This is a genomic window from Pantoea sp. VS1 (assembly GCF_002207995.1).
Lineage (GTDB): Bacteria > Pseudomonadota > Gammaproteobacteria > Enterobacterales > Enterobacteriaceae > Pantoea > Pantoea dispersa.
This window is the reverse complement of sequence record NZ_NHZE01000004.1, coordinates 199,067-212,070: the sequence shown is the minus strand read 5'-3', so window position 1 is coordinate 212,070 and position 13,004 is coordinate 199,067. Positions and strand designations below refer to the sequence as shown.

Here is a 13,004-nt window from a genome sequence, read left to right as displayed (position 1 = left end):
TTACCGATCAGTCGGTCTTTTCCGTGAACTCACACAAATCTTCAATCAGGCAGGAGCCGCAGCGCGGTTTACGCGCCACGCAGGTGTAGCGACCGTGCAGAATCAGCCAGTGATGGCAGTCAACCTTAAAGTCGGCCGGCACCACTTTGAGCAGCTTCTGCTCCACTTCCTCAACGTTTTTACCCGGCGCAAAACGGGTGCGATTGCTGACGCGGAAAATGTGGGTATCCACGGCAATGGTGGGCCAGCCAAAGGCGGTATTGAGCACCACGTTGGCGGTTTTGCGCCCGACGCCGGGCAGGGCTTCCAGTGCCGCGCGGTCTTCCGGCACCACACCGCCGTGCTGCTCCAGCAGGATGCGGCAGGTTTTGATGACGTTTTCCGCTTTGCTGTTAAACAGGCCAATGGTCTTGATGTACTCTTTAACGCCTTCCACGCCGAGCGCCAGCATTGCCGCTGGCGTATTGGCCACCGGATAGAGTCGGGCGGTGGCTTTATTGACGCTGACATCGGTTGCCTGTGCCGACAACAGCACAGCGATCAGCAGCTCAAACGGTGAGCTGAAATTCAGTTCGGTGGTCGGATGGGGATTGGCGTCACGCAGTCGCGTGAGGATCTGCAGGCGTTTATCCTTATTCACACAGCCTTCCCGGTTTCGCCCTGCGGCGCGGCAGCAGCAGCGTCCAGCTGACGTGCGGCGCGCTGCTTCATTTTCTGATCGATCAGGTATTTGCCGGCCAGCAGCATACCGAGGCCGATAAACGCACCCGGCGGCAGCATCGCCAGCAGCATCGGTGAATCAAAATGCACCACTTCAATGCGCAGCGCTTTAGCCCACGGCCCCAGCAGCTGGTCAGCGCCATTGAACAGCGTGCCGTTACCAATCAGTTCACGAATCGAACCCAGCGTCACCATTGCGCAGGTAGCGCCCATGCCGATGGCAAAGCCATCCAGCGCGGAGAGGGGGATGCTGCTTTTCGATGCCACCGCTTCCGCACGTCCCACCACAATGCAGTTGGTGACGATCAGCGGGATAAAGATGCCCAGCGACTGATACAGGCCATAGGCATAGGCGTTGATCAGCATCTGCACGCAGCTCACCACCGAGGCGATGATCATCACGTAGATCGGAATACGAATTTCACCCGGCACCCAGCGGCGCGAAGCGGAAATCGCACTGTTGGTGATGGTCAGTACCAGCGTGGTCGCCAGTCCAAGGCCCAGTGCGTTAGTGGCGGTTGAAGTCACCGCCAGCAGCGGACAGAGCCCCAGCAGCTGCACCAGCGCCGAGTTGTTCTTCCACAGTCCGCCAATCAGTAAATTTTTCGCTTCACTCATGGTGCATCTCCACATTCAGGCAGCGAAGCGAGCTTCGCTGGCAGCGTTTCAATCAGCAGCGCCGTGCGTTTGGTGGCGTTGACCACCGCGCGCGGCGTGATGGTCGCGCCGGTAAACTGGTCAAATTCGCCACCGTCTTTTTTCACGGCAAAGGCTTTATCGTCGGCACCGTGCACCACTTTGCCGTTAAAACTGTTGATCCAGTCGGAAATTCGCAGCTCGATTTTATCACCCAGACCCGGCGTCTCATGATGTTCAATTACGCGTACGCCCAGCACTTTGCCGTGGAAATCGGCGCCGACCAGCATCTGTATCGCGCCAGAATAGCCGTCAGGGGCGGTGGTCTCAAGTGCGGCGGCCACCGGTTGATCCCCTTTGCGCGCCACATACAGATGATGCGGTTTGTCGTTGCCGAGCGCGCGGGCATCGGTCACCAGCAGACACTCCTGCTGAATATTGTTGTCGTACAAATCGGTGGGCACCACCTGGTCGAGCAGGTTTTTCTGCTGCAGCGCAGTCTGGTGATCGACCGTCGGTTTGGTGACGTAGTTGACCACCGCCGTCACGCCGGTGGTGATCACGGCAAACATGCCCAGCGTGAACGCGTTTTTACGAATGGTTTCGATCATCATCAATCCCTGCGATGTCCATACACGCGCGGCTGCGTGTAGTAGTCAATCAGCGGCACGCAGATGTTGGCGAGCAGCACCGCGAAGGCGACGCCATCCGGATAGCCACCGAAGCTGCGAATCAGCCACACCAGCAGGCCAATCAGCGCACCGTAAATCAGCCGGCCACGGTTGGTGGTGGACGCGGTGACCGGATCGGTGGCAATAAAGAACGCACCGAGCATGGTCGCCCCGGAGAACAGATGCACCAGCGGCGAGTTCAGCGACTGCGGCGCGAACAGCCAGCCGAGCGTGGCGCACAGCGCCAGCGACAGCAGGAAGCTGAACGGGATATGCCAGCGAATGGCGTTCTTCGCCAGCAGCAGCATGCCGCCGAGCAGATAGCCGAGATTGACCCACTGCCAGCCGAGGCCGGCCAGTACGCCGCCGTAAATCGGCTGGGCCAGCAGCTGTTCGGCGCTGTGTCCGGCGCGCAGGCCGGTTTTAAAGGTATCGAGCGGCGTGGCCTGGCTCACGCCATCCACTCCCAGCTGCAACTGCTGCATGGTTTCACCGGCCAGCGTGTGGCCGGTAAAAATCATACTGAGTGAGTCCATCAGGCCAGGTTTAATGGCCTGCAGCACATCCGGCGGCAGCCAGCTGGTCATCTGCACCGGGAAGGAGATCAGCAGTACCACATAACCGACCATGGCCGGATTGAACGGATTCTGGCCGAGGCCGCCGTACAGTTGCTTGGCGATAACCACGGCAAATACGGTACCGAGCACCACCAGCCACCACGGTGCCAGCGGCGGCAGGCTGATGCCCAGCAGCAGCGCCGTCAGCAGGGCAGAGTTATCCGCCAGCGTCGGCACTACCGGCGCGTGACGCAGGCGCAGAATTACGCCTTCAGTGATCCATGCGGTAGCGACCGCCAGCAGCACCTGAATCAGGAAGCCGATGCCGAAGAAATACCACTGTGCCGCCATGCCGGGCAGCGCGGCCAGCACCACCAGCAGCATGATGTTGCCGGTGCTGCGGCGGTTATGGGTATAAGGCGAACTTGCAATACGAAAAGCCATTTAGTCCTCAGTCGTCGAAGGCTGCTGCTGCGCTTTACGCGCTTTGGCACGGGCGACCGCTGCGGCAATCGCCGCTTTGCGTGGGTCGGCGGAGTCAGGAGAGGCAGCGGCCTCCACTTCAGGGGATGCGGCGGGCGCGTCGGCTGTCTGCTGCGCTGCGGCCGCGGCTTTCTTCGCTTTGGCGCGGGCGATAGCGGCTTCGACCGCCGCTTTGCGCGGATCGACCTCAGCCGCTGGCGTTTCCGCTGCCGGTTCAGCATCAGCCGGAGTCTGCGCGGCCGCAGCTTTCTTCGCTTTGGCGCGTGCGATAGCGGCTTCAACCGCCGCTTTGCGCGGATCGACCTCAGCCGCTGGCGTTTCCGCTGCCGGCTCAGCATCGGTCGGCGTCTGCGCCGCCGCAGCTTTCTTTGCTTTGGCACGGGCAATCGCCGCTTCAACCGCCGCTTTGCGCGGATCGACCTCAGCCGCTGGCGTTTCCGCTACCGGCTCAGCGTCCGTCGACACCTGTGCTGCAGCGGCTTTCTTCGCTTTGGCGCGGGCAATAGCCGCTTCAACCGCCGCTTTGCGCGGATCGCTTTCTGCGGTCGTGGTGTCAGCGGCTGGCTGTGCCGGCGCGGCCACTTTTTTCGCTTTAGCACGCGCAATGGCGGCTTCTACGGCGGCCTTGCGCGGGTCAATGGCCTGGCGGCTTAGCGGTTCGGTTTCAGCCTGCTTCTCAGCCTGCTGCGCCAGCGCCTGCGCATGGCGCGCTTCGCGTTCGGCGGCTTCCTGTTCCGGCGTCTTCGCCTGACGCGCTTTCACGCGCCCGGTTGCCGCTTCCAGCTCGGCTTTATCGCTGCGCGCTACGCGCTGTTTGGCCTGCTCGTGGCGCGCTTCCCGCGCCAGTTTTTCCCGCTCAAGGCGTGCCTGACGCGCTTCAAAGCGTGCTTTGGCTTCGGCGGTGCGTTTGGCCTCCAGATCGATGGCGCGCAGTTCGGCTTTTTCCTGGCGGTAATACTGCACCAGCGGAATATTGCTGGGACAGACATACGCACAGGCACCGCACTCAATGCAGTCATCAATGTGATGGGCGCGCGCTTTGTCATGATCGCCACCCTGGCTGTACCAGTACAGCTGCTGCGGCAGCAGTTTTGCCGGGCAGGCGTCAGCGCAGGCGCTGCAGCGGATGCAGGACTGTTCTTCCTGCGGTTGCCCCATCTCGCTGGCCGACGGCGCCAGAATACAGTTGGTGATCTTCACCACCGGCACGTTGAGGGACGGCAGGGTAAAGCCCATCAGCGGCCCGCCCATGATCACCATCTGGCGCGCACCCGGCGTGAAACCGACCTGTTGCAACAGATGGCTTACCGGGGTACCGAGACGGCCCCAGACATTACGCGGTCGGGCAATGGCCTCGCCGGTCAGCGTCACCACGCGCTCCGTAATCGGTTCGCCATCGATAATGGCGCGCTTTACCGCCCAGGCGGTGCCGACGTTCTGCATCAGCACGCCAATGTCGGTGGAGCGTCCGCCGTGCGGCACTTCCCGCCCGGTGAGAATTTTGGTCAGCTGTTTGGCACCGCCGGAAGGGTATTTGGTTGGGATCACCCGCAGCTGCAGCTCGCGGTCACCGGCCAGCGCCTGTTTCAGCGCGGCAATCGCCTCCGGCTTATTGTCTTCAATGCCAATCAGCACGCGCTCCGCCTGCAGCACCCAGGCGAGGATGCGGCAGCCTTCCAGCACTTCCGCCGCACAATCCTGCATCAGGCGGTCGTCCGCCGTGATGTAAGGTTCGCACTCGGCGGCGTTGATGATCAGCGTGTTGACGCCGCGCAGTCCGCCGCGCAGTTTGGTGGCGGTTGGGAAGCCCGCGCCGCCGAGGCCTGCAATACCGGCTTCGTGGATGCGTTTCACCACCGCATCCCGACCCAGCGCGCGATAGTCCGGCTGCGGATCGAGCGGCATCCAGCGGTCTTCACCATCGGCGCGCAGGAAAACGCACAGCTCGGACAGGCCGGACGGGTGTGCGGTCATGTGTGGCGCGATGGCTTCAATGGTGCCGGAAGTGGGCGCGTGCACCGGCAGCATCCGGCCGCTGCCAAAGGTCAGCGGCTGGCCGCGCAGCACCTTATCGCCCGGCGCCACACAGATTTCGCCTTCGTGGCCGATATGCTGTTTCAACGGAATAATGAACTGTTCAGGCAGCGGAAGCTGGCTGAGTGGCGTGCCGCTGGACTGGGTTTTCATTTCCGGCGGGTGAATCCCGCCTGCGAAATCCCACAGCTTCTCTTTGCGCAGCAGCGATAACAGATTAAGCATGATGTTCTACCGGGATCACCCGTACAGGTATGGTGTCGAGATCCCACTTCCAGTTGGCCGTGGTGGTGGCAACCGGGCGCATCTCAATACAGTCGGTGGGACAGGGCGCGACGCACAGGTCGCAGCCAGTGCAGACATCGCTCAGCACGGTATGCATGGCGCGCGTGGCACCGACGATGGCGTCAACCGGGCAGGCCTGAATACATTTGGTGCAGCCGATGCAGTTGGCTTCGTCAATCCACGCCACGGTGCGAACCGGCGTCAGCACTTCCGCGCCGCCGTCCAGCGGCTGCGGTTCAACGTTGAGCAGTTCGGCCAGCTTCAGCATGGTCTGTTCGCCGCCCGGCGCACATTTGTTAATGGCTTCACCGTTATTGCCCACCGCATCGGCGTACGGACGGCAGCCGGGATAGCCACACTGGCCGCACTGGCTCTGCGGCAGAATCGCATCGATCTGCTCAACAATCGGGTCTTCTTCTACTTCAAAGCGGCGCGAGGCGTAGCCCAGCAGGGCACCAAACACCAGTGCCAGCGCCGCCAGAACAGCAATAGCAATCCAAATCGCGGTCATATCAGAATTTCACCAGACCGGTAAAGCCCATGAACGCCAGCGCCATCAGGCCAGCGGTGATCAGGGCAATGGAGTTTCCTTTGAACGGTGCCGGCACGTTGGCCAGCACCAGACGTTCACGCATGCCAGCGAACAGCACCATCACCAGCGAAAAGCCGAGTGACGCACTGAAGCCGTACAGCGCCGCCTGCAGGAACGTGTGGTTGAGGTTGACGCTCAGCAGCGGCACGCCCAGCACCGCGCAGTTGGTGGTGATCAGCGGCAAAAAGATACCGAGCAGGCGATACAGCGACGGGCTGGTTTTACGCACCACCATTTCGGTGAACTGCACCACTACCGCAATCACCAGGATATAGGCCATGGTACGCAGGTACACCAGATCGAGCGGCAGCAGAATCAGGTGATTCACCAGCCAGGCACAAATCGACGCCAGCGTAATGACGAACGTGGTGGCAAGTCCCATGCCAATGGCCGTTTCCAGTTTTTTTGACACGCCCATAAAAGGGCAAAGGCCGAGGAATTTGACCAACACGAAGTTGTTCACCAGCACTGTGCCAATAAAGAGCAGTAAGTAATCGGTCATTTTTTAACCTGGGAAGCCGAAAGGCGTTTATTATCCGGAATTGAGAGGTGCATCTCAACCTTTGCGCGATTCGTGCGCTGGCTGAGAGCACTCAGAATTAAATTCCTGACGAAAAGAGCGTCATCAGGGCTGAATAAAGGTCTGTTTGACCCGCTGTGAGCGTTTGAAGTAGGGCACAAAGACTGCCGCCGAGAGCAGGGCCAGCAGCAGTGTCTGGATCGCTTTCCCATCGGCCACCGGCGTAAAAGCGAAGGTTTTCAGCGCCAGCAATACGGTCATCAGCAGCCAGAGAATGTAGTGACGTGGCAGACGGCGCGAGCGCTGACAAAAGATCCAGCACACCCAGATGCTGTACAGCCACACCGCGGCGGCGGTGAGTAAAGACACCAGCCACTGCGTCATTAAAATACTGGCGTGAGAAAACAGCGTGGTGCGCAGTTCCGTGTCAAACAGCGGCCGCAGATAGAGCGCCACCACCAGCGCGCTGGTCAGCATCGTCATAATCAGCCAGGCCAGCGGCAGCAGCAGCCAGCCGGCAATACGCGGCGGGTTTACCGATTCGGACATGTTATTCATCCTGATGTAAGCAAAAAAAGACGAGGCAGAGCGTACCATGTCCAAACGGGTCACGCCCGATTCGGACAGCGCACCAGGGGCAGAAACAGAGATAAGCGCGCTTTACACCACGTAGCGCCAGACGGATTTCGGCACACAGCCGAGGTCATACAGACGGCCACCTGAGGCGAGTTCAGCACGGCGGTGATCGGCGGCGCGGTACATATTGATGATCTCGTTATCATCAGTGAGCGAATAATTGAGGTGATCGTAGAGTTTTTCCAGACTCTCAAGATTATTCACTTTACGAAATTTCAGCAGGTAATCGAGCGCAGTCATGATTGCCATAAAAGATAGAGAACGGGGAAGTGCTCAAGTATAGGGAGCACGCGGCCAGAGTCCAGACACCGCGGTTAAAAAAATTCAAAATTCAGACAACGTGCGCTAATTCGCTCATCAAAAGGGACTTTTTTACGCTTTTATCTTTTTTAACGCGCATTTTCCTGCGCGTCAGGCGCGTTTTTGGCCCCGTTAACCGGGGGTTGGTGAGAAAATTTAACAGCTGCCTTAAACGGTATTCCAGACGCTATTTTCGCACTTTTGTTGCGCTTATTTTGAAACGCAGCAGGCGCGAAAAAGCGATTTATCTGTAACCGGTGACGCACAAGGGTGCAGCTGTGATGAAACGTCAAATCGCAAGTGTGCGAATTATCACAAAACAGAACATTGCCTGCCGCCCGCATGAATAACCATTCTTTACGTGTCCGTTGTAATCGTTTCCAGTGTCTGCGGTCATAACCGCTTCTGTTTATTACAGTTATTTAACCTCCGCTGACATAAAGTTCAGGCGTTTTGTCCATAAGCTGAGTCAGCTGTCTGACACGCTGATACGCGTAACCCCTTTAATTCATTCTGTTTTGTGAGGTGTGTCGCGCTTGTTTTAGCGCAATTGCGCCAGGCTTGAAGCGCGTTTGTACCCCTACAGCACACTCCCTTCAGAGGAATGAAAATTATGTGGAAACGTTTACTCTTGACCACCATGGTCAGCGCCGCACTCAGCACATCGGTTCTGGCTGCCGACATGACGGTGGGCTTCTCGCAGGTCGGTTCTGAATCTGGCTGGCGTTCAGCCGAAACCAACGTGGCAAAAAGTGAAGCGCAAAAGCGCGGTATCACCCTGAAAATTGCCGATGGTCAGCAGAAGCAGGAGAACCAGATCAAAGCGGTGCGCTCGTTTATCGCTCAGGGCGTTGACGCCATCTTTATCGCGCCAGTGGTCCAGACTGGCTGGGAACCGGTGCTGGAAGAGGCCAAAGACGCCAAAATCCCGGTGTTCCTGCTGGACCGCGCCATCGTGGTGAAAGATAAATCGCTGTACATGGCGGTGGTGACGGCCGACAACGTGCTGGAAGGCAAACTGATTGGTGACTGGCTGGTGAAAACCGTCGGTGACAAGCAGTGTAACGTGGTGGAACTGCAGGGTACCGTCGGTGCCAGCGTGGCGATCGACCGTAAGAAAGGCTTTGCCGAAGCCATCGCCGGCCACAACAACATCAAAGTGATTCGCTCGCAGTCCGGTGACTTTACCCGCAGTAAGGGTAAAGAGGTGATGGAGAGCTTCATCAAAGCCGAGAACAACGGCAAAAACATCTGCATGGTGTATGCGCATAACGACGACATGGCGATCGGCGCCATCCAGGCGATTAAAGAAGCCGGCCTGAAACCGGGCAAAGATATTCTTACCGGTTCGATTGATGGCGTGCCGGATATCTACAAAGCGATGCTGGCCGGTGAGGCCAACGCCAACGTTGAGCTGACGCCGGACATGGCCGGCCCGGCGTTTGACGCGCTGGAGAAATTCAAAAAAGACGGCACGCTGCCGCCGAAAATCATCAAAACCGAATCAAAACTGTTCTTACCGGCTGACGCTCAGGCGGAGCTGGATAAGAAAAAAGGCATGGGTTACTGATCCCCGCAACCGCCCTTCGGGGCGGTTTTTATGACGTAAGCGAGGCAGAATCTGATGAGCAGCTACGATGAAACACCCCTGCTGAGCCTCAACGGCATCAGCAAAGGCTTTCCCGGCGTCAAAGCGCTGGATAACGTGTCGTTCAGCATCCGCAAGGGCGAAATTATGGCGCTGCTGGGTGAGAACGGCGCGGGGAAATCGACCCTGATTAAAGTGCTGACCGGCGTCTACACGCGGGATGCCGGCACCATTACCCTCAACGGCGCGGTGATTGCGCCGCAAAGTACCGCCGATGCGCAGCAGATGGGCATTGGCACCGTTTATCAGGAAGTGAATCTGCTGCCGAATATGTCGGTGGCGGATAACCTCTACATTGGCCGCGAGCCGCGCCGCTTCGGCATGATCGATCGCAAGCGCATGGTGCGCGACGCCGATGCGCTGATGCGCAACTACGGCTTCGCGCTGGATGTGACGCGTCCGCTCGGCCATTACTCAGTGGCGATGCAGCAGATCATTGCGATCTGCCGCGCGGTCGATCTCTCCGCGCAGGTACTGATTCTGGATGAACCGACTGCCAGCCTCGATGCCAGCGAAGTGGAGATGCTGTTTACCCTGATGGCGCAGCTGAAAGCCAAAGGCATGAGCCTGATTTTCGTCACCCACTTTCTCGACCAGGTGTACCGCATTACCGACCGGATTACCGTACTGCGCAACGGCCAGTTTATCGCCACGCGGGACACCGCTACGCTGCCGCAGATTGAGCTGATCAAGCTGATGCTGGGGCGAGAGCTGCTGGAAACTGCACTGCAGCGTCAGGGCAGCACGTTACGCAGCAATCAGCCGGTGGTGTCGTTTGAGGATTACGGCAAGAAAGGCACCATTGAACCGTTCAGCCTGCAGGTACGGCCGGGCGAAGTGGTGGGGCTGGCCGGGCTGCTCGGCTCCGGGCGCACTGAGACCGCCGAGGTGCTGTTTGGCATCCGCCGCGCCGATCGCGGTACCGCCACCATCAAAGGCAAAGTGCAGCATATCCGCACGCCGGCCAAAGCCTCGCGTCTCGGCATGGGCTTCTGCCCGGAAGATCGTAAAACTGACGGCATCATCGGCGCGGCCTCGGTGCGGGAAAACATCATTCTGGCGCTGCAGGCGCAGCGTGGCTGGCTGCGGCCGATCAAACGTCGTGAGCAGCAGGCGATAGCCGAGCGTTTTATCAAGAGCCTGGGTATTCGTACGCCGCACGCCGACCAGCCGGTGGAGCTGCTGTCGGGTGGCAACCAGCAGAAGGTGCTGCTGTCACGCTGGCTGGTGACTAAACCACAGTTTCTGATTCTGGATGAGCCGACGCGCGGTATCGACGTGGGCGCCCACGCCGAGATCATTCGGCTGATTGAATCCCTGTGCGCCGACGGACTGGCGCTGCTGGTCATCTCCTCTGAACTGGAAGAGCTGGTGGGCTATGCCGATCGCGTGCTGATCATGCGCGATCTGAAGCAGGTCGCCGAAATTCCGCTGGAGCAGCTGTCGGTGGCGTCGATCGTCAACGCCATCGCGGACGGAGGAGCACAACATGCTTGAATCGCCTATGACACACGAAAAACCGGAACGGCGGAAGCCGAAGCTGCCGCCGGGCATGCCGCAAATCGTCGCGCTGATTCTGGTGCTGCTGATCGACAGCCTGGTGGCGAATAACTTTTTTGCTATTCACATTCAGGACGGGCGGTTATTCGGCAGCCCGATTGACATTCTCAACCGCGCCGCGCCGGTGGCGCTGCTGGCGATTGGTATGACGCTGGTGATCGCCACCGGCGGGATCGATTTGTCGGTGGGCGCGGTAATGGCGATTGCCGGCGCGACGGCGGCGACGCTGACGGTGGCGGGGCACAGCCTGAGTTTTATTATTCTGGCCACGCTCGGCACCGGGCTGCTGTGCGGCCTGTGGAACGGCGTGCTGGTGGCCCTGCTGAAGATTCAGCCGTTTGTCGCCACGCTGATTCTGATGGTGGCCGGGCGCGGCATCGCGCAGCTGATCACCCAGGGACAGATCGTCACCTTTAACAGTGACAGCCTCGCGTGGTTTGGCAGCGGTTCGCTGTGGCTGCTGCCGGTACCGGTGTGGATTACCCTGCTGGTGGCCGCGGCGGTGTGGCTGCTGACGCGCAAAACCGCGCTTGGCCTGTTCATCGAAGCGGTAGGCATCAACCTGCGTGCGGCGCGCAATGCCGGGGTGACCGGCTGGCTGGTGGTAATGTCCACCTACGCCATCAGCGGCGTGTGTGCGGCGGTAGCCGGGCTGATTGTCGCCGCCGATATTCGCGGTGCCGATGCCAATAATGCCGGGTTGTGGCTGGAGCTGGACGCCATTCTGGCGGTGGTGATTGGTGGCGCCTCGCTGATGGGCGGGCGTTTTAACCTGGTGCTGTCGCTGGTTGGCGCGCTGATAATCCAGTCAATGAATACCGGAATACTGCTGTCAGGTTTTCCGCCGGAGCTGAACCAGGTGGTGAAAGCGGTGGTGGTGATGTGCGTTCTGCTGCTGCAGTCGCCGCGCTTTATCGCCATGCTGAAGGGGAGACGTAAACCATGATCAAGCGTCATTTACCGTTAATGATTACCCTGCTGGTGTTTGTCGCGGGTTACCTGTTCTGCCTCAGCCAGTTTCCCGGCTTTGCCTCAACGCGGGTGATTTGCAACATCCTCACGGATAATGCGTTTCTCGGCATCATCGCCGTCGGCATGACGTTTGTGATTTTGTCCGGCGGCATCGATCTGTCCGTTGGCGCGGTGATCGCCTTCACCGGCGTGTTCCTGGCGCGCATCATCGGCGACTACCATGTCGATCCGCTGCTGGCCTTTGCCCTGATTCTGGCGGCAGGCGCACTGTTTGGTGCCATGATGGGCTGGCTGATTGATGCGTTAAAAATCCCGGCCTTTATCATTACGCTCGCCGGGATGTTTTTCCTGCGCGGCTGCAGCTATCTGGTGTCGGAGAACTCGATTCCTATCGATCATCCGCTGTATACCACGTTGTCTAGCCTGGCGTGGAAAATTCCCGGCGGCGGACGTCTCAGCCTGCTGGCGGTGATTATGCTGGTGGTGGTAGCGGGGGGCATTCTGCTGGCGCACCGTACGCGCTTCGGTAATCAGGTGTACGCCATTGGCGGCAATCTGACGTCGGCTCAGCTGATGGGCGTGTCAACGCGTGCCACCACGATTAAGATTTATATGCTGTCGACCACGCTGGCGACCCTGGCAGGCATCGTATTTTCCATTTACACCTCGGCCGGCTACGCGCTGGCCGGGCTGGGCGTCGAGCTGGATGCCATTGCTTCGGTGGTGATTGGCGGCACGCTGCTGTCGGGTGGCGTCGGTACGGTGCTGGGCACGCTGTTTGGGGTGCTGATTCAGGGGTTGATTCAGACATGGATTAACTTCGACGGCACGCTGAGTTCGTGGTGGACCAAAATCGCCATCGGTATCCTGCTGTTTGCCTTTATTGCGCTGCAGCGTCTGCTGACAGTGATGTGGGACCGCCAGCAGAACGCGCCGGTTAAGCGTTTAACGTCTTAGTTGTGATCGCATGTGTGTTAAGAGGTGCGCAAACTGGCGCACCTTTTTTTATGCTCAGATTCGTGGATGTTGGGTGGGGTTTGCAGTTTTAGCGCTCAGAGTCGTGAAAGTTTGGTGGAGTTGCTGTTAATTGGGTGCCCGGCCCCATCAAGGCCAGCCCGATCGCAAAGAAACCCCGCATCCATGCCGATCGTCCGCGCCATCCCTGGCGCGGACGCTTTGCTATTCGGGCTGGTCTTGATGGGGCAAGTGAGATTGTCATTGCTGTCGTCAGTACGACGCTTGATGGCTGATGCAAATTCGGCTCCGGTAAAAGCGCAACCAACCTGCATTAAGGAAACCAGGGCGGCCGGGGCGACAGGGAGGTATTCACGCCGGCTTTACGTAACGCCTGCCTTTGTTGACTGGACCGCACGTTTTAAGCCATAAAAAA

13 protein-coding genes are annotated in these 13,004 nt (G+C 59.2%); 4 read left to right on the top strand and 9 right to left on the bottom strand.

Annotation, left to right across the window (positions count from 1 at the left end):
- Nucleotides 1–7: 7 nt before the first annotated feature.
- The 9 genes from nth to ydgT all read right to left on the bottom strand — a co-directional run bounded on the left by nth (nucleotide 8) and on the right by ydgT (nucleotide 7,374).
- Nucleotides 8–640: an endonuclease III gene (nth, locus tag CBW22_RS01595; protein ID WP_021506194.1), complete on the bottom strand. Its 633-nt coding sequence runs from the start codon at nucleotides 638–640 to the stop codon at nucleotides 8–10.
- Nucleotides 637–1,338: an electron transport complex subunit E gene (locus CBW22_RS01590; protein WP_058757701.1), complete on the bottom strand. Its 702-nt coding sequence runs from the start codon at nucleotides 1,336–1,338 to the stop codon at nucleotides 637–639. Before CBW22_RS01590 ends, nth begins: the two co-directional genes overlap by 4 nt.
- Complete coding sequence (gene rsxG / locus CBW22_RS01585) at nucleotides 1,335–1,967, bottom strand: electron transport complex subunit RsxG (protein ID WP_031279157.1); 633 nt, start codon at nucleotides 1,965–1,967, stop codon at nucleotides 1,335–1,337. Before rsxG ends, CBW22_RS01590 begins: the two co-directional genes overlap by 4 nt.
- Before the next feature lie 2 nt (nucleotides 1,968–1,969).
- Nucleotides 1,970–3,028, bottom strand: coding sequence for an electron transport complex subunit RsxD (gene rsxD, locus CBW22_RS01580; RefSeq protein WP_088515847.1), 1,059 nt, complete (start codon nucleotides 3,026–3,028; stop codon nucleotides 1,970–1,972).
- A complete protein-coding gene (gene rsxC, locus CBW22_RS01575) occupies nucleotides 3,029–5,326 on the bottom strand; it encodes an electron transport complex subunit RsxC (RefSeq protein WP_088515846.1) in 2,298 nt (765 codons plus the stop codon).
- The gene (gene rsxB / locus CBW22_RS01570; protein WP_021506189.1) at nucleotides 5,319–5,897 is read right to left on the bottom strand and encodes an electron transport complex subunit RsxB; all 579 of its coding nucleotides are present in this window, start codon (nucleotides 5,895–5,897) and stop codon (nucleotides 5,319–5,321) included. The genes rsxC and rsxB overlap by 8 nt, the downstream gene beginning before the upstream one ends.
- Nucleotide 5,898: 1 nt before the next feature.
- A complete protein-coding gene (gene rsxA / locus CBW22_RS01565) occupies nucleotides 5,899–6,480 on the bottom strand; it encodes an electron transport complex subunit RsxA (protein WP_010618951.1) in 582 nt (193 codons plus the stop codon).
- Nucleotides 6,481–6,603: 123 nt separating this feature from the next.
- Complete coding sequence (locus tag CBW22_RS01560) at nucleotides 6,604–7,047, bottom strand: DUF2569 domain-containing protein (RefSeq protein ID WP_058758460.1); 444 nt, start codon at nucleotides 7,045–7,047, stop codon at nucleotides 6,604–6,606.
- Between the two features lie 111 nt (nucleotides 7,048–7,158).
- Nucleotides 7,159–7,374 carry a transcription modulator YdgT gene (ydgT, locus tag CBW22_RS01555; RefSeq protein WP_010618950.1) on the bottom strand — a complete coding sequence of 72 codons (216 nt, stop codon included), beginning with the start codon at nucleotides 7,372–7,374 and terminating at the stop codon, nucleotides 7,159–7,161.
- A 673-nt stretch (nucleotides 7,375–8,047) separates the two neighbouring features.
- Between ydgT and ytfQ the strand changes: the two genes are divergently transcribed.
- Genes ytfQ through yjfF form a run of 4 tightly spaced genes read left to right on the top strand, consistent with a single transcriptional unit; the run spans nucleotide 8,048 to nucleotide 12,571 of the window.
- Nucleotides 8,048–9,004, top strand: coding sequence for a galactofuranose ABC transporter, galactofuranose-binding protein YtfQ (gene ytfQ, locus CBW22_RS01550; RefSeq protein ID WP_021506185.1), 957 nt, complete (start codon nucleotides 8,048–8,050; stop codon nucleotides 9,002–9,004).
- A 54-nt stretch (nucleotides 9,005–9,058) separates the two neighbouring features.
- On the top strand, nucleotides 9,059–10,579 hold the full coding sequence (locus CBW22_RS01545) for a sugar ABC transporter ATP-binding protein (protein WP_088515845.1): 1,521 nt from the start codon (nucleotides 9,059–9,061) through the stop codon (nucleotides 10,577–10,579).
- A complete protein-coding gene (gene ytfT / locus CBW22_RS01540) occupies nucleotides 10,572–11,588 on the top strand; it encodes a galactofuranose ABC transporter, ATP-binding protein YtfT (RefSeq protein ID WP_088515844.1) in 1,017 nt (338 codons plus the stop codon). The genes CBW22_RS01545 and ytfT overlap by 8 nt, the downstream gene beginning before the upstream one ends.
- Nucleotides 11,585–12,571: a galactofuranose ABC transporter, permease protein YjfF gene (gene yjfF, locus CBW22_RS01535; protein ID WP_021506182.1), complete on the top strand. Its 987-nt coding sequence runs from the start codon at nucleotides 11,585–11,587 to the stop codon at nucleotides 12,569–12,571. The genes ytfT and yjfF overlap by 4 nt, the downstream gene beginning before the upstream one ends.
- Nucleotides 12,572–13,004: the final 433 nt, after the last annotated feature.